At 69.4% G+C, this 17,038-nt stretch carries 12 protein-coding genes and 1 tRNA gene; 5 read left to right on the top strand and 8 right to left on the bottom strand.

Annotated elements, in window-relative coordinates; all coding sequences use genetic code 11:
- Positions 1-101 precede the first annotated feature (101 nt).
- Both ITJ56_RS13790 and ITJ56_RS13785 read right to left on the bottom strand, forming a co-directional pair.
- Positions 102-174 (bottom strand) — tRNA-Lys (locus ITJ56_RS13790).
- A gap of 53 nt (positions 175-227) precedes the next feature.
- Positions 228-389: a hypothetical protein gene (locus tag ITJ56_RS13785; protein WP_194631184.1), complete on the bottom strand. Its 162-nt coding sequence runs from the start codon at positions 387-389 to the stop codon at positions 228-230.
- A gap of 126 nt (positions 390-515) precedes the next feature.
- On the opposite strand from ITJ56_RS13785, the gene ITJ56_RS13780 reads away from it, so the two are divergent.
- The 3 genes from ITJ56_RS13780 to ITJ56_RS13770 all read left to right on the top strand — a co-directional run bounded on the left by ITJ56_RS13780 (position 516) and on the right by ITJ56_RS13770 (position 3,116).
- A complete protein-coding gene (locus ITJ56_RS13780; protein WP_194631183.1) occupies positions 516-1,145 on the top strand; it encodes a DNA-directed RNA polymerase subunit beta in 630 nt (209 codons plus the stop codon).
- Positions 1,146-1,641: 496 nt separating this feature from the next.
- Complete coding sequence (gene sigK, locus ITJ56_RS13775; protein WP_194631182.1) at positions 1,642-2,241, top strand: ECF RNA polymerase sigma factor SigK; 600 nt, start codon at positions 1,642-1,644, stop codon at positions 2,239-2,241.
- Entirely contained in the window at positions 2,238-3,116 is an 879-nt protein-coding gene (locus tag ITJ56_RS13770) for an anti-sigma factor domain-containing protein (RefSeq protein WP_194631181.1), read from the top strand. The genes sigK and ITJ56_RS13770 overlap by 4 nt, the downstream gene beginning before the upstream one ends.
- Positions 3,117-3,217: 101 nt before the next feature.
- Here ITJ56_RS13770 and pstB read toward each other — a convergent pair whose 3' ends face one another.
- The 6 genes from pstB to ITJ56_RS13740 form a co-directional block, all read right to left on the bottom strand.
- Positions 3,218-3,997: a phosphate ABC transporter ATP-binding protein PstB gene (gene pstB, locus ITJ56_RS13765; protein ID WP_194631180.1), complete on the bottom strand. Its 780-nt coding sequence runs from the start codon at positions 3,995-3,997 to the stop codon at positions 3,218-3,220.
- Between the two features lie 49 nt (positions 3,998-4,046).
- On the bottom strand, positions 4,047-5,132 hold the full coding sequence (pstA, locus tag ITJ56_RS13760; protein WP_194631179.1) for a phosphate ABC transporter permease PstA: 1,086 nt from the start codon (positions 5,130-5,132) through the stop codon (positions 4,047-4,049).
- Between the two features lie 13 nt (positions 5,133-5,145).
- On the bottom strand, positions 5,146-6,096 hold the full coding sequence (pstC, locus tag ITJ56_RS13755; protein ID WP_194631178.1) for a phosphate ABC transporter permease subunit PstC: 951 nt from the start codon (positions 6,094-6,096) through the stop codon (positions 5,146-5,148).
- Positions 6,097-6,266: 170 nt separating this feature from the next.
- Positions 6,267-7,373, bottom strand: a complete 1,107-nt coding sequence (locus tag ITJ56_RS13750; RefSeq protein ID WP_194631177.1) for a phosphate ABC transporter substrate-binding protein PstS — start codon at positions 7,371-7,373, stop codon at positions 6,267-6,269.
- A gap of 368 nt (positions 7,374-7,741) precedes the next feature.
- Positions 7,742-8,689: an NUDIX hydrolase gene (locus tag ITJ56_RS18995; RefSeq protein ID WP_194631176.1), complete on the bottom strand. Its 948-nt coding sequence runs from the start codon at positions 8,687-8,689 to the stop codon at positions 7,742-7,744.
- Entirely contained in the window at positions 8,686-10,851 is a 2,166-nt protein-coding gene (locus tag ITJ56_RS13740) for an RNA degradosome polyphosphate kinase (protein ID WP_194631175.1), read from the bottom strand. Before ITJ56_RS13740 ends, ITJ56_RS18995 begins: the two co-directional genes overlap by 4 nt.
- Before the next feature lie 208 nt (positions 10,852-11,059).
- On the opposite strand from ITJ56_RS13740, the gene ITJ56_RS13735 reads away from it, so the two are divergent.
- Together ITJ56_RS13735 and ITJ56_RS13730 are read left to right on the top strand one after the other, a co-directional pair.
- Positions 11,060-11,341 (top strand): hypothetical protein, encoded by a 282-nt coding sequence (locus ITJ56_RS13735; RefSeq protein ID WP_017888088.1) that lies wholly within the window; start codon positions 11,060-11,062, stop codon positions 11,339-11,341.
- 117 nt (positions 11,342-11,458) lie between these two features.
- The gene (locus tag ITJ56_RS13730) at positions 11,459-16,879 is read left to right on the top strand and encodes a DUF6531 domain-containing protein (RefSeq protein ID WP_194631174.1); all 5,421 of its coding nucleotides are present in this window, start codon (positions 11,459-11,461) and stop codon (positions 16,877-16,879) included.
- Positions 16,880-17,038 lie beyond the last annotated feature (159 nt).

Raw genomic sequence — 17,038 nt, 5'->3', positions numbered from 1 at the left:
ACCCACGACCCTCGGATGAAAAGCCGGCGTTCAGGAAGGTGTGGGCCCCGTGGGGCTCGAACCCACGACCCTCGGATGAAAAGCCGGCGTTCAGGAAGGTGTGGGCCCCGTGGGGCTCGAACCCACGACCCTCGGATTAAAAGTCCGGTGCTCTACCAACTGAGCTAGAGGCCCTCACCCGCAAGGCTAGCGGGTGAGGGCCTCCAGGACGGAACCGTGGGAGCGGGTCAGCCCCGACGTCCGGTGAGCGTGCGCAGCAGCCACACGATGACCGCGATGATCAGCAGCACGATGCCCACGTAGAGCAGGAACTTCAGGCTCGCGGCGAACCCGCCGACGAACAGCAGGATGACTGCGATCACAGCCAGGATGATGAGCAGGGCGTTCATGGAAGATCCTCTCCTTCGCGTCCGGGAGGGGCGCCTCCCTGCCGGACCACGGTACGCGTTGCGCAACAGTTGCGTTCTGGGCGAACGGAGCACGGGCGTGTCACCGGTCGTGCCTACACTGACGCGGTGCCCCGCGATCACCACCGTCCCGTCCACTTCACCGACGCCGAGTTCGCCGCCATCAAGGGCGGTGAGGACCCGGCGCTCGTGAACCGTGTCGCGCACGAGACCGCCAACGCCCTGCTGCACCGCGTGCGGCAGGACCCGGACCCCGCGGTGGTCGACCGGCTCGTGACCTACACGGACGTGCACGGCATCGACGCCATCGCCGAGCTGTGGGCACGGGTGGGGGCACACACCCTGCCGGGTGCCCTGTGGCGCGTCTACCTCGTCCGCATCGTCATCCGGCAGAACCCGGAGGAGATCGCGTACCTGTTCGAACGGGGCACGGCTGCCATCGGCACGATCGACCAGGCCGTCGCCGGTGCCGAGGAACCGACGGGTCCGGCGGAGATCCTGACGCTCGCCGACCGCATCCTGCACGGCCTCTACACGGGCGACCTCGCGGTGGCGCTCGATCGCGGTGCCTCGTTCTGCCGGCTGACGGCGGCCGGGGCGACCGCGGTGGCGGACGAGTCCGACCTGATCGCGTCGGAGCGGGCGAGCGAGTTGACGACCCGGGCGCTCCGCCTGACGGAACTGGCGGCCGACCTGACCGAGGCGGCGGCGCTCTGGCGCCGCGACAGCCTGGACTGAGTGAGCGGCGGGGCGGACGCACGCCCCGCCTCCAGACCGCATCCGGGCATGAAAAGACCGGGCCGCAGAAGCGCCTCTCGGCGCGAGGCCGCTCGAAGCGGCGAATTTTGGAGCCCGGGGCTTGCTGCGGCCCGGCGAGATCCAGTCTACGAGACGCTGGCTGATCCCTCGACCCTGTTCACTCTTGGTGGACAGAACCGGCCCCGGGCGCGCCAGAACCGGCGCCGGGCGCGCAGACAACAGCAGCCCGCGCGCAGGCAACAGCAGCCCGGACGAGCAATCCCCACATCCGACCCAATCCACCCCGGGCACCGCGCCGAATCATCAGCGTGACGGACTTGATGACCGTCACGCAGCGAGAGGCCCGGCGTGACCCGGACCGGCACCGCCGGTCAATTCCCTGTGGGTCACGCCGGCCCCTCGTCTCGACCGCCCTGGCGGAGGCTTCGTGCTCCCCGCCGGAGCACGACCGGAACCGAGAGGAGGGAAACCTGCCATGCTTGCCCTCGTGGATAGCGACACCGAAGGCTGGAGCTCGTCAGAGCCAGCTCAGGCATCGCCGGACGACCTCCTCGTCCGGGTCGCCTCCGGCGACCAGGCCGCCTTCGCCGACCTGTACGACGCTCTCTCCGGCCGGGTCCTCGGTCTCGTGACGCGCCTCCTCCGGGACCGCGCACAGTCGGAAGAGGTCACGCAGGAGATCTTCCTGGAGGTCTGGCAGCAGGCCACCCGCTTCGACCGGAAGCGTGGGACGGCCGCCAGCTGGATCCTCACGATGGCCCACCGCCGGGCGGTCGACCGGGTCCGGGCCTCGCAGTCCTCGCACGACCGTGACACCAAGATCGGGATCCGCGACCTCGAGGCCGGGTTCGACGAGGTCTCCGAGTCCGTCGAGATCCGGATCGAGCACGAGCGTGTCGGCCGTGCCCTGGCGAAGCTCACCGAGTTCCAGCGGCAGGCCGTGCAGCTCGCGTACTACGGCGGCTACTCGCACAGCGAGATGGCCGAACACCTCGGTGTCCCCGTCGGCACCGTCAAGACCCGTCTCCGTGACGGGATGATCCGACTCCGAGACGAGATGGGGGTGACCTCATGACCGAACGCCACGACGACCCCGCCCTGTTGACGGGTTCCCACGCACTCGACGCGCTGTCCGGCGACGAGCGCGCGCTCCTCGAGGACGCCCTCCGGACGTCTCCCGAGCTGCAGGCCGAGAACGACTCGCTGCGCGAGACCGCGCTGCAGCTCGCCTACGCCGTCGAACCCATCGAGCCCCCCGCGTCGCTCAAGGCGTCACTGCTGGCCCAGATCGCCACCACCCCCCAGGCCGCACCGCTCGCCGGCTCCATGGTCGATGAGACAGCGGTCACCCGGACCACCCCCGCCCAGGAGGCCCGCCCCGCGTCCGCCGCACCGGTCGCCTCGATCGCCGATCGCCCCACTGCCGGTGGTCGTGCATCCGCCGAGGCTCGCCGCCGCTGGTTCCAGCGTCCGGCAGCGCTGCTGTCGGCTGCTGCCGTCGCCGTGGTGTTCCTCGGCGTCGGACTCGGCGTCGGCACGATCTTGGACCCGTCGGACGGCTCCGGCCCGGGCACCACGCAGGCCTCGAGCGGTCTGGACCGCATCTACGCCGCGTCGGACTTCCAGCGCAGCACCACCGAAGTGGAGGGCGGCGGCACGGCCACGGTCGTGTGGTCGGACGACCTCGGCAAGTCCGCGGTGATCCTCGACGGGGTCGAGCAGCCACCGAAGGGCAAGACCTACGAGCTCTGGTACATCGGCTCCGAGGAGCAGGGCGGCGCGATCGAGTCGGCCGGCCTGGTCGACGGTGCGACGGACGGCGTGCACGCCGCCGTGCTCGAGGGCGCGATGTCCCAGGGCGCGACGATCGGCATGACGGTCGAGCCCGAGGGCGGCTCGGAGCAGCCGACCACGGCGCCGATCATGGCGGTCCCCACCACCTCGGCTTGATGCTCCGGCGTCCCAGCGCAACCGAAGAGGCCCGGTGCGCGTCCGTGGCGGACGTGCACCGGGCCTCCCGGTCGTCCGTCAGCGCGACGGACGGACGCTGATCAACCGAAGCGACCCGAGACGTAGTCCTCGGTGGCCTGGACCGACGGGTTCGAGAAGATCGTCGCGGTGTCGTTGAACTCGATGAGCTTGCCGGGAGCGCCGGTGCCGGCGATGTTGAAGAACGCCGTCTTGTCGCTGACGCGCGAGGCCTGCTGCATGTTGTGGGTCACGATCACGATCGTGAACTCCTTCTTGAGCTCCTCGATCAGGTCCTCGATGGCCAGGGTCGAGATCGGGTCGAGCGCCGAGCAGGGTTCGTCCATCAGGAGCACGTCCGGCTCGACCGCGATCGCGCGGGCGATGCACAGGCGCTGCTGCTGGCCACCGGACAGGCCCATGCCGGGCTTGTCGAGGCGGTCCTTGACCTCGTTCCACAGGTTCGCACCCTGCAGTGAGCGCTCGACGATGTCGTCGGCCTCGGAGCGGGAGACGCGCTTGTTGTTGAGCTTCACGCCCGCGAGCACGTTGTCCTTGATGGACATCGTGGGGAACGGGTTCGGACGCTGGAAGACCATGCCGACCTGACGGCGGACGAGCACGGGGTCGACACCGGCGCCGTAGAGGTCGTCGCCGTCGATCTTGACCGAGCCCTCGACCCATGCGCCGGGGATGACCTCGTGCATGCGGTTCAGGGTGCGGAGGAAGGTGGACTTGCCACAGCCGGACGGACCGATGAAGGCGGTGACGGTGCGGGGCTCGATGGTGATGTCGACACCCTCGACCGCCTTGAACTTCGAGTAGTAGACGTTGAGGCCGTCGACCTCGATGCGCTTGGACACGTTGATCCTTCTGGGTGGGTGGTGTCGCTGAGTCCGCGGAGGCGGACGGTCAGCGGCTGAGCTTGGGGGCGAAGAGACGGGTGACGAACCGGGCGAGCAGGTTGAGCAGCATCACGATCAGGATGAGCACGAGGGCCGCGGTCCACGCCCGGTCGACGAACGGCACCGGGTTGGCGCCCTGCTGCGAGTACTGGGTGTACGCGTACACCGGCAGCGTCATCATCGGGTTCTTGAACAGGTCGTAGTTCATGCTCGCGGTGAAGCCGGCCGTGACGAGCAGCGGAGCGGTCTCACCGATGACGCGGGCGATCGAGAGCATGACGCCGGTGGTGATGCCGGCGAGGCTGGTGGGCAGCACGATCTTGAGGATGGTGAGGTACTTCGGCACGCCGAGGGCGTACGAGGCCTCGCGCAGTTCCATCGGCACGATCTTCAGCACCTCTTCGGTGGAGCGCACGACGATCGGGATCATCAGCACCGACAGGGCGACGGAGCCGACCAGACCGAAGCGGGCGCCCGGGCCGAGGAACAGGGCGAAGAGCGAGTAGGCGAACAGACCGGCGACGATCGACGGGATGCCCGTCATGACGTCGACGAAGAACGTGATGCCCTTCGCCAGCGCGCCGCGACCGTACTCGACCAGGTAGATCGAGGTGAGCAGGCCGATCGGCACCGAGATGATCGCCGCGAACAGCGTGATCTCGAGCGTGCCGATGAGGGCGTGGAGCGCGCCGCCGCCCTCGGAGATGACCCCGCGCATCGAGTACGAGAAGAAGTTCGCGTCGAAGCGGGCGAAGCCCTTGGCGACGACCGTCCAGAGCAGCGACACCAGCGGCAGGAGCGCGATGACGAACGCGGTGACGACGAGCGAGGTGATCAGCCGGTCGACCGCCTGGCGGCCACCCTCGACGATCCGCGAGATGACCACGATGAGGACGTCGAACAGGACCGTGCCGAGGAATATCGCGGCGACGACGTTGAAGTCCTTGACGGCCCCACCGGCGTTGAGCAGGGCGAAGACCAGGACGAGGGCGACCCAGCTGCCGACGAGCAGCAGCCACGGGACGGAGCTGTGGAGCTTGCCGTTGGCGTAGACGTTGCCGGCGGTGCCGGTCGGACGGAGCGCGAGGGACATCGGGTGCGACCTCTCAGCTGACTCGGCTGCGGACGATGTACCGCGCGAGCATGTTGATGACCAGGGTGATGACGAAGAGGATCAGGCCGGACGCGATGAGCGCGTTCAGGGCTGTTCCCGAGGCCTCTGCGAACTGCAGGGCGATGTTCGCGGCGATGGTCGAGGGGTTCTGCGACGTCAGCATCTGGAACGTGACGTTCGTCGAGACCGACAGGACCAGTGCGATCGCCATCGTCTCGCCGAGCGCACGACCGAGGCCGAGCATGATGGCGGACACGATGCCGGACTTCGCGAACGGCAGGACCGACAGGCGGATCATCTCCCAGCGCGTCGCGCCGAGGGCCAGGGCCGCTTCCTCGTTGAGGGTCGGGGCCTGCAGGAAGATCTCACGCATGACCGCGGTCATGATCGGGATCGCCATGACGGCGAGGACGATCGACGCGGTGAGGATCGTGCGGCCGGTGCCGGACACCTGGCCGGAGAACAGCGGGAACCAGCCGAGGTACTCGTTCAGGAACGCGTAGAAGGGCTTCACCAGCGGCGCCAGCACGGCGATGCCCCAGAGGCCGTAGACGACCGACGGCACCGCGGCCAGCAGGTCGATCACGTAGCCGAGCACCGGTGCGAGGCGGCGCGGTGCGAAGTGCGAGATGAAGAGGGCGATCCCGAGGGAGAGCGGCACGGCGATCACGAGCGCGATGAGCGCGGACCAGACGGTGCCGAAGACCAGGGGGCCGACGTAGTCCCAGAAGTTCGTCGCGCTGCCCGGCAGCTCGCCGACCTTGGCGGAGAACGCGGGGATGCTCTGCCAGACGAGGAACGCCGCGACGAGGACGAGCACGAAGAGGATGAGGCCGCCGGCGATGACCGAGGCGGCGGAGAAGACGCGGTCGCCGACACGGACGACGGCCTTCGGCTTGATCGGGGTGACGGTGGCCCCTGGCTGGGCCGGTGCGGTCGTCATGGGTACTCCTGTCGGAGGAACGCCGGGGGAGGCGACGGGTTCTGGGTGGTGGTGCGGGGTCCGGGCCGGACGGGGCCCGGAGGGGCAGCCCGTCCGGGTGGAACCCCGGACGGGCGAGTGCCCGGACGCCGGTCAGGTGGGTGGACCGGCGTCCGGGCGCTCAGGGGGTGTTACTTGATGGAGTCCACCGCGGACTTCGCCTTCTCGGCGAGGTCGGAGGAGAGGGCGGCCGACTTGGCCTCCTTCGCAGCGGCGTCCTGGGCGTCGCCGGAGACGACGTAGTCCAGGTAGCCCTTCACGAGCTCGGCCTTGTCGGCGTCCTGGTACTCCTGGCACGCGATGGCGTAGGAGACGAGGACCAGCGGCCAGGCACCGTCAGCGGTGTCCTTGCGGTCGATCTCGATGGCGAGGTCGTTGTCCTCGCGGCCCGTCGCGACTTCGGAGTCGGCGACGACCTGCGCGGCGCCCTCGGCCGAGATCTCGGTCGCCGTGTCGCCGACCATCAGCTTCGCCTTGTCGAGGTCGCCCGCGCCGGAGTCGTCGATGTAGGTGATGGCGTTGGTGGCGCTGCCCATCGCGGAGGCGACACCGGAGGTGCCCTTCGCGCTGTCACCGACCGAGTACGGGTAGGTCTGGCTCGGCTCTTCGGTCCAGACGTCACCGGCGTTCGCGGAGACGTACTCCGAGAAGTTCTGGGTGGTGCCCGAGTCGTCGGAGCGGTGCACGACCGTGATGTTCGCGTCCGGCAGGTCGACGCCGTCGTTCAGGTCGGCGATCTGCGAGTCGTCCCAGTTGGTGATCTTGCCCGAGAAGATGCCCGCGATGGTCTTCGCGTCGAGGGTCAGGTCGCTGACGCCGTCGACCTTGTAGGCGATCGCGATCGGGGAGATGTAGACGGGGACGTCGATGGCCTTGGTGTCCGCCTTGCAGGACTCGAAGGTACCGGAGAGCTCTTCGTCGTTCAGTGCGGCGTCCGAGCCGGCGAAGTCCGCAGCGCCCGAGATGAAGTTCTCGCGGCCTGCGCCCGAACCGTCGGGCGAGTAGTTCACCGTGACGCCCGAGGCCTCGTTCTGGAAGCCGGCGGCCCAGGTGGCCTGCGCGGTCTGCTGTGCGGACGAGCCGGAGCCCGTCAGGGTGCCGGAGAGGCTCGAGTAGTCGTTGGTGCTGCTGGAGGAGGACTCGGTGCTGCCCGCGTCCTCGTTCGCCGCGCACGAGGAGAGCACGACTGCGCCGGCGATCGCGATAGCTGCGATCGAACCGATTCGCTTGATGTTCACAGGGGTCCCTTCGGGAATGGAATGCAGTGGGACCACTGCGGTCCCTGGGCCGGTGCCGACCCGGGAGAGACTGTAGGGACGCGAGGTGACGGGGATCACCCGCGTTGGTGAACGGAAGGTGAACGAGGGGTTGTGCCCGTCGGGGCGGCGTGCGCCGGGGTCCTGCGGGGAGCAGGATCGGGGCACTGTGCTTGCGTCCGGAAGATGCACACGCATGATCGCGCGTGAGCGGTCGGGAGGCCCGGGATCGGGTTTCCGGGCGCGGCGGGACCCCGGCGCGCGGCGGGACCCCGGCGCGCGGCCGGGTCAACGCCATGCGGGCGCTGGCAGTCGAGCTGGTGCTGGCGCTGGCGCTGGCGCTGCTGGGCTTACGCCGGGATCGTGTTGCGGTGGGTCTCGACGGCGACGAGGGTGTCGCCGGCGATGTGCATCACGGAGAAGTCCCCGACCGACAGCATCGCGGCACGGCGCAGGTCGAAGCGACCCGAGTCGTCGGCGGTCACGGTGGCGATCCTGGCGATGATGTCGGGCAGCACCGGCCCGTGCGAGCAGAGGACGGCGGACTTGCCCTTGTCGAGCCGGCGGCGGACCACGCCCTTGACGTCGGCAGCACCGCGGTCGTGGGCGTCCTGGCTGATGTCCGGAGAGGTCGAGACGCCGAGCCTGGTGGTCGCGGACAGCGGTTCGACGGTCGCCAGGCAGCGGGCGGCCGTGCTGCTGACGATCTTCTTCGGGCCGAACGCGGCGATCGGTGCCGCGACTGCCCTGGCCTGCGACCGGCCGACGGGCAGGAGCGGACGGGTGGCGTCTGGGCCGTCCCAGTCCGAGCCGGGCACGGTCTTCGCGTGGCGCAGGGTGATCAGGGCGAAGGTACGGTGCTGCCCGACCGCCGCGCGCTCGGCGAACCGGTCGAGGATCGCGACGTCCCGCTCGTACGTCAGGCGGTTCCGGGCGTCGTCGATGGTGACCCACTCGAGCGCGGCGACCTCGTGGTTCGGGGTGAAGGCACCGGCGCGGGCGTACTCCTTCGCCGAGACGCGGGCTGTCCAGTAGTGCACGATCTTGTCGCGACCGTTCGGCAGCACGTACTCGGCGGTGCCGAGCGGTGCGCCGAGGTGCACGCGGTACCCGGTCTCCTCGTCGATCTCGCGGACCGCGGTCGTCGGGACGGCCTCGCCCGGGTCCACCTTGCCCTTGGGCAGGGAGACGTCCTTGTGGTGGTCGCGGTGGATGAGCAGCACGAGGGGTGTGCCGTCCTGTTCACGCCAGACGACCGCACCCCCGGCGACCACGGGACCCGAGGGACCGCCGCTCACCGAGTGGAGCGCTTCCGAGCCGAGATCTTCCGCATGGTCACATTCTGCACGTCCTCGAGCGGGCGGCCCTCATCGTCGGTGGAGTGCCGCGTCCACTCGCCGTCGGACTCCAGGTGCCACGAGCTGGCGGTGTCAGCCATCGCCAGGTCGAACATCTCCTGGACCTCGTTGATGTGGTCCGGCGCGGTCAGTCGCACGAGTGCCTCGACGCGACGGTCCAGGTTGCGGTGCATCATGTCGGCGCTGCCGATGAACACCGCCGGGTCACCGTCGTTGTGGAACGCGAACGCGCGGGAGTGCTCGAGGTAGCGACCGACGACGCTCCGGACACGGATGGTGTCGCTGACGCCCTCCATCCCCGGCTTGAGTGAGCAGATGCCGCGGACCCAGACGTCGATCGGCACACCGGCCTGGCTCGCCAGGTAGAGCGCGTCGATGATCTGCTCGTCGACCATCGAGTTGACCTTGATCCGGATGCCGGAGGGCTTGCCGGCGCGGGCGTTGGCGGCCTCGGTCTGGATGCGCTTGAGCAGGCCCTTGCGCAGGTGGAGCGGCGCCACGAGCAGTCGCTTGAACTTCTTCTCGATCGCGTAACCGGACAGCTCGTTGAACAGGCGGGTGAGGTCCTTGCCCACGGTGTCGTCCGACGTGAAGAGCCCCATGTCCTCGTAGATGCGCGAGGTCTTCGGGTTGTAGTTGCCCGTGCCGATGTGGCTGTAGTGCTTGAGCGTCCCGCCCTCTTGCCGGATGACGAGCACCAGCTTGGAGTGCGTCTTCAGCCCGACCAGGCCGTAGACCACGTGCACGCCCGCCTTCTCGAGCTTGCGCGCCCACGTGATGTTGTTCTGCTCGTCGAAGCGGGCCTTGATCTCGACCAGGGCGAGGACCTGCTTGCCGGCCGCCGCGGCGTCGATGAGTGCCTCGACGATGGGGCTGTCGCCGGAGGTGCGGTACAGCGTCTGCTTGATCGCCAGCACGTTCGGGTCGGCGGCGGCCTGCTCGAGGAACGCCTGCACGCTCGTCGCGAAGGACTCGTACGGGTGGTGCACGAGCACGTCCCGCGCCTTGATCGCGCGGAACAGGTCGGGCTTGGTGTTCGGCTCGCCCGGCTGGAACTGCACGGGGGTCGTCGGCACGTGCTTCGGGTAGTGCAGGTCCGGGCGGTTGATCTTGGAGATCTCGAACAGCCCGCCGAGGTCGAGTGGCGACGGCAGACGGAAGACCTCTTGCTCGGTGATGTCGAGTTCGCGCACGAGCAGGTCGAGGGTCACCGGGTCCATGTCCTCGGTGATCTCGAGTCGGATGGGCGGGCCGAACCGGCGGCGGAGGAGCTCGCGCTCCAGCGCCTGGATGAGGTTCTCGGCCTCGTCCTCCTCGATCTCGACGTCCTCGTTGCGGGTGACCCGGAACACGTGGTGCTCGAGCACCTCCATCCCCGGGAACAGGTCGTCGAGGTGGTTCGCGATGAGGTCTTCGAGCGGGATGAAGCGCATCCGGCCGGAGTTGTCGTCCGGCAGCTTGATGAACCGCGAGAAGTTCTGCGGCACCTTGAGGCGCGCGAACTCCTGCCGCTGCGACTTCGGGTTGCGGACCCGCACCGCCAGGTTCAGCGAGAGCCCGGAGATGTAAGGGAACGGGTGCGCCGGGTCGACCGCCAGGGGCATGAGCACCGGGAAGATCTGCTCGTTGAAGTACTCGCGCATCCGCAGCCGGTCGGCCTCGTCCAGGTCGGACCAGTGCTCGATGTGGATGCCCGCGGCATCGAGGTCGGGCTTGAGCGACCCGATGAACGCCTGCGCGTGCCGGTCCTGCAGCTCGTGGGCCTTCTTCGCGATGTCACGGAGGACGTCGCTGGGAGCGCGACCGACGTTGGTCGGGACGGCGATGCCGGTGTCGATGCGGCGCTTCAGGCCGGCGACGCGGACCATGAAGAACTCGTCGAGGTTGGACGCGAAGATCGCCAGGAAGTTCGCCCGCTCGAGCAGGGGCTGTGTGCGGTCCTCGCCCAGTTCGAGCACGCGCTGGTTGAAGCGCAGCCAGCTGAGCTCGCGGTCGAAGTACCGGTCCGTCGGCAGCGACTCGTGCTCGATCTCCACGACCTCGTCGAAGTCGTCGAGATCGGGTGCGACGGATTCGCCGTCGAGCTGCGGTTCGGTGTCCATCCCCTCATCCTGCCACCCGGCCCCTGCTGCCGGAGGGGCTCTGGTGGCCGCTGTGGAAACCGGCGGTGAACCGTCGGTGTGTGGAGGAACGGTCACGAAATACCGACGGTGACATCTGCCCCGGGTTGTGGGTATGGTGGCCCGTGTCAGAGCCTCCGGGGGGATTCCACTGCGCGGGGGTGCAGCTACGAATGAGAAGAGGTTCATCATGTCGCGTGTCCTTTCGACCGAGCAGGCCAAGACCGCCATCCGTCAGGTCCAGTCGATCGTCAACGGTGGTTTCACCGACCAGATCTCGCAGCTCGACGCGCAGGGCCGGATCCTCTCCGACTCGAACGTCTGGGACGGCCCGCTCGCGGCGACGTTCCGCGGTTCGACCTGGCCGGAGACCAAGGCTGCGCTCGACAAGGCGAAGACGGAGCTCGAGCAGCTCCGCACGCAGCTCGACAAGATCTCGCAGGACATCTTCACCGCAGGTGGCGGCGCGTAAGCACCAGCCTGTTCCCGCCCGGACCGTCGCACACGCGGCGGTCCGGGCGTTCGCGGTCGGTGGGGCCGCTTCACCAGCACGACCAGCACGACGAGCACCGACCCTGGGGGGACGACCATGGCGAAGATCCACGCCAACACGGATCCGATCGAGTTCGACGACGCGACCGCTGATGCGCTGAAGAGTTCACTGACCACGTCGGCTGACGCGATCAGCGGTCAGAAGGCATCGAGACAGTCGTACGTCACGACCGCCTCCCAGGAGTTCCGCGGGCACTTCTCGCAGCTCTTCACGCAGAACGCGGGGACGGCGTCGAGCGACGCCACCAGCATCGTCGATGCCCTCGAGACCATCGCCGGGTGGATCGACACGATGAAGACCGCCGCCGCGGACGAGCGTGCGCGCCGCAAGACCGCTCGCGAGTGGCAGGAGCGTGAGGACGATCGCAACGGGTTCCAGGACTTCCTCAACGACTCCTTCCACTACGACCCGATGCCGACCGTCGAGAACGAACCGGCGCCGAAGTTCGACCCGCCGGCGGTCACGACGAAGCCGCGTGACACCCCGAACCCCGGAGCCGGCGGTGGGGGCGGTGGCGGCACGTCGTCCGCCCGGCCCGCCGACCTCCGCTCGTTCGCGACCGGTTCCTCGGCGCTGAACCGCGCCCTCGACGGCAAGCCCGGGGCGCTCCGCGGCAAGCTCGCCGACTTCGCGGCGAAGTGCTCATGGGCCCACATCGACGCCGGCAGCGTCGTGACGGCGTTCGAGCAGTGGATCGCGGCGAACGACCAGGACGTCACCTGGGCCAACACCGTCGCCGACGCGTTCGCGGCCGCCGGCGGCGAGGGCGAGGTCTCGACCGTCGCGGACTCCGGGCTCGCAGCCGCGCTCGCCGCCGCCGGGGTCTCCCAGACCCGCACCGACCTGCAGTTCGAGCCGCCGACGGCCTACGGCGCCCAGCCCACGACCGGCTTCTCGATGGACCCGGTGAACACCACGACGGGCAACTTCCTCGAGCCGGAGCTCGACCTGGCGTTCACCGGTGCATCTGCGGCGTTGCAGGTGACCCGCATGTACAACTCCCTCGACCAGCACGTCGGGCTCTTCGGACCGGGATGGGCGTCGATCCTCGAGACCCGCCTGATCCTCGACGACGAAGGCGCGTCGTTCGTCGGCGCCGACGGTCGCCAGGTGCGCTTCCCGCGCGACGGTGACGGCTGGGCCCGCGGCGTCGGCGAGAACCGCTGGCTCGCGGCCGAGGGCGACCGGCTCGTCGTCCGCGACAACCAGGGCGAGCGCATCGACTTCTCGCCGTCCGGACAGTGGCTCGGGCAGCGCCGTGGCGCGGGCACGGCGGTCCACGTCGAGCGGGAGGCCGACGACACCGTCGTCCGCCTGGTGCACGAGCGCGGCCGCTCGATCGACATCGACCACGTCGACGGCCGGGTCGCGGTGCTCCGCGCCTCCGACGGCCGCCGGGTCGAGTACGGGTACGACGATCACGGCCGACTCGTCTCGGCGACCGACGCCGTCGGCACCCGGACCTACGGCTGGAACGACGACGACCTGATCACCACGGTCACGAGCGCGGCCGGTGTCGTCGAGGTCGACAACACCTACGACGCACAACGCCGTGTGGTCGAACAGATCAGCCCGCACGGCCGCACCGTGCGCTTCGCGTACCTGCCCGGCCGCGTCACGGTGGTGTCCGACCACGACGGCTCGCGGTCGAACTCCTACATCGCCGACGCCAAGGGGCGTCTGGTCGGGGTCATCGACTCCGACGACCGCCGCCAGTCCATGAGCTACGACCGGCACGGCAACCTCGTGTCGGCGACCGAGCGCGACGGCTCGGTGACCGTCCACGCCTACGACGACCGCGGCCGGAAGACCCGGACCGTCACGCCGTCCGGCGGCGACCTGACCTACGGGTACGACGACCAGGACCGCGTGACGACGGTCGTCACCGAGGCCGGTGCCGTCGTGACCTACGAGTACGTGGGCGACGACCGTGACCCGTCGGTCATCGTCGACCCCGTCGGCGGCCGGACGGAGCTGACCTGGCAGGACGGCTCCCTCACCCACGTCGTCGACCCGACCGGCGTGGTCCTGACGCTCTCCTACGACGCGTTCGGTGAGCTCGTCTCGACCACCAACGCCGTCGGCGACACCGCTCGGATCGAGCGCGATGCCGCCGGTCACCCGGTCGCCGCGACCAGCCCCTCCGGCGCACGGAGCGAGTACCGCTACGACGCCGCCGGGCTCCTGGTCGAACGACGTGACGCCGACGGAGCCGTCTGGCGTTTCGAGTACGCCGCCGGAGCACGGATCGCCGCGATCACGGACCCGCTCGGAGCACGGACGACGCTCGAGTACGCCCCGAACGGCGAACTCGCGACCACGACCGACCCGCTGGGTCGCCGTGTCTCACGGACGTTCGACGACCAGGGGAACCTGGCGGAGCTCGCGTTGCCGGGCGGCGCGGTCTGGACGTTCGCGCACGACGCCTTGTCGCGCCTCCAGGCCGTCACCGACCCCGCTGGCGCGACCTGGCGGCGTGAGTACGACGTCGTCGGCGAGTTGACGGCGACCGTCGACCCGACGGGTGTCCGCCAGGAGTTCTCGGACGACGTCGCGACCGGTGTCGCGACGCTGCGCGACGCCTTCGACACCGCGACCGTCCGGTTCGACGAGTACGGCCGACCCGTCGAGTCCACGTCTGCCGAGACCGGTTCCGAACTCGTCACCTACGACGCCGCCGGTCGGCCCGTCGAACTCGTCGACGGCGAAGGCGGACTGACCCGACTCGAGCGTGACCTCGCCGGTCGTGTCGTCGCGCTGGTCACCCCCTCGGGCGCGCGCTCCACGTACGAGTACGACGCCTGCGGGCGTCCCGCCGCAGCCACCGACGCCGCTGGGGCACGGACGACGCTCACCTACGACGCGGACTCCCGTGTCGTGGCCCGGACCCTGCCCACCGGTGAGGTCGAGGAGGTCACGTACGACGCCGTCGGACGCGTGGTCACGCAGACGACTCCGGGTTCCGGCACCGCACGGTTCCGCTACGACCAGGCCGGGAGGCTCGTCTCCAGCCACGACGCACGCTTCGGCCGTCGTCGGTTCCGCTACGACGCCGCGGGGCAGCTGATCCAGGTCGTCAACGGTCTCGACGGGGTCACCTCGTTCGAGTACGACGAGCGCGGGCGCCTGGTGACGATCACCGACCCTGCCGGCGGCACCACTCGACGGGAGTACGACGCCGCCGACCGCGTGGTCGCCGTCACCGACCCGCTCGGACGGACCACCACGGCGGCCTACGACCCGGCCGGGCGCCAGATCCGCCAAACGGATCCCGACGGCCGCACCACCGAGTGGACGTACGACGCAGCCGGCCGCCAGCGGGCCGTGCTCGTCGACGGTGCGGTGCAGTCGGAGATCACCCGCGACACCGTCCACCGAACTGTCGTCGTGTCGGACCACACCCGTGGTGCAGGCCGGACGATCGAGCACGAGCTCCAGCACGACCGCCGTGGCCTGCTCGTCCGCCGAGCCCGCGGCGACAAGTCCGTCGCGTGGGAGTACGACGCCGACGGCAACCGCACCGCTCGGGTCGACCCGAACGGGACCCGCACCACCTACCGTCGCGACGCCGTCGGCCGGGTCGTCGGGGCGGACCGTGACGGCACCGCTGCCGGGACGTTCTCCTACGACGCCTCGGGTCGGATCGTCCAGGCGGCCACGGGCGACCTGGTGCAGTCGTGGTCGTACGAGGGAGGCGCCCTCGTCGCGCACACCTCGACCACGCTCGACGGTGCCACCAGCACACGCATCGAGCGCGATGCCGACGCGCGGATCACCGCGATCGACGGGCCGTCCGGAGCGGTGTCGTACGAGTACGACGCGGCCGGGCAGCTCGTGCGCGCCGGGGGCTCGACGTGGACCTACGACGACGGTGGGCGCCTCGTCGTCGAATCCGTCGGCGGTGTCGAGACGCGCCACGAGTACGACGCTGCCGGTCAGCTGGTCGCGACGATCACCGAGGTCGGCCGGACGGAGTACGTCCACGACGGTCTCGGCCGACGCATCCGGCGGACCGCTGCCGACGATTCGACGACCGAGTACGCGTGGTCCGACCTGGGGTACCTCGCTGCCGTCGTCGACCGCGACGCCTCGTACGCCGAGACCGGTCGGCTCGACGTCTGGGTCGACGCGCTCGGTGAGCTCGCCGAGGTGGGTGGGGTCGCCGCTTGGTGGGACTCCGCCTCGGTGGTGCCGTCACTCATCAGCATCGCCGACACGTCGCTGCTCGACCTGCCGGGGGGTGTCACCGCGATCGGCGATGCCGTGACGCAGCCCGCTTGGCGCAGTGCTCGCGCGACCGATGCTGCGGACCCGTGGGCTGCGCTCGCTGCCGTCACCGACGTCGGGCTGCCCGCGGGGGTGTCCCTGACCGGCTCGGGTGGGGTGTCCGTCGCAGGGCTGGAGTGGCTCGGGGCCCGTGTGTACGACCCTGCGGCGCGGGGCTTCCTGTCGGTTGATCCGCTCGCTCCGATCCTGGGTGCCGCGTGGTCTGGGAACCCGTACTCGTACGCGGGCAACGATCCGTTGCAGGCTGTCGACCCGCTCGGGTTGCGGCCAGCGACGGACAAGGACTTGCAGGCGTACCGGGATGCGCACCAGGGGGCGATCGCTGCTGTCGGGAACTGGTGGAACGACAACTGGGAGTACGTCGTTGCGGGGGCGGCGATCGTGGCCGGGGTCGCACTCATGGCGACCGGCGTCGGCGGCCCTGCCGGAATCGCAGTGATGGCGTTGGCGGGCGGATTGATGAGTGGTGGGATTTCCGTGGCGACGCAGAAGGCGGAGAAGGGTACGGTCGACTGGGGCACAGTCGGCAAGGACGCGCTGATCGGGACCGCCACGGGTGCACTGGGCGCTGGGACTGGAGCTGCTCTGGCAGCCAAGATGGGAACAGGGCTGGCGGCCCGCGCGGCAACCGGTGTCGCCAGCGGTGCGGTCGAAGGCGGCGGCACTGGGGCCCTGAACTACGCGACGGCTCCAGGGCCGCACACCGTCAACGGGTTCCTGCAAGCGACCGGAAGCCAAGCCGTTGTCGGCGCCGCGTCCAGCGGTCTCACGGCGTACCGGCCGAAGTGGCTGTCGAGCGAGAACGCGAGCACCTTCAAGTGGGGCCTCTATCGATCGACCTACGTCCATGAAGGGACGACGATGTTCCGTTCCGGAGACGTCAATGGCTTCCACAGCGGAGAATTCTGGTCGTCGGATCTGCCGCGCAGCATCGCTCAGGTGCGTGAGGACAAGGCGTTGCCGATTCGCTGGGCCAACGGCGGCAAGGAATCGATTCAGAACGCGGGCTTCGCAGGTGAGTTCACGCAGAAGATGCCCGCGTACAAGGGGCTAACGGCACCGCAGACCGGGCTCAACGGCGACTTCTACCGGGGAGGGACGAACCAGACCTTCGTACCCCGCGCGTATGATGCGGTCGACATCAAGGGCTACTGGTCGCTCACGCCGTGACGTTCGAGCGGAAGGGACGATTTCGTTGAAGCGTGCATCTGAGCAGGAAATAATCGAGTTGTGCAGAAGCGTAGCGAACTCACTGAGCCTCGCTCACGATCTGCAGACGGCGCGATGGTTCACCGATGTTGCCGAGGCGCTCGGGAGTGCTTCCCCGGA

The sequence above is a fragment of the Curtobacterium sp. VKM Ac-1376 genome (assembly GCF_015351025.1).
Lineage (GTDB): Bacteria > Actinomycetota > Actinomycetes > Actinomycetales > Microbacteriaceae > Curtobacterium.
Note: the sequence above shows the minus strand (reverse complement) of the source record. Positions and strands in the feature narration are given on the sequence as shown.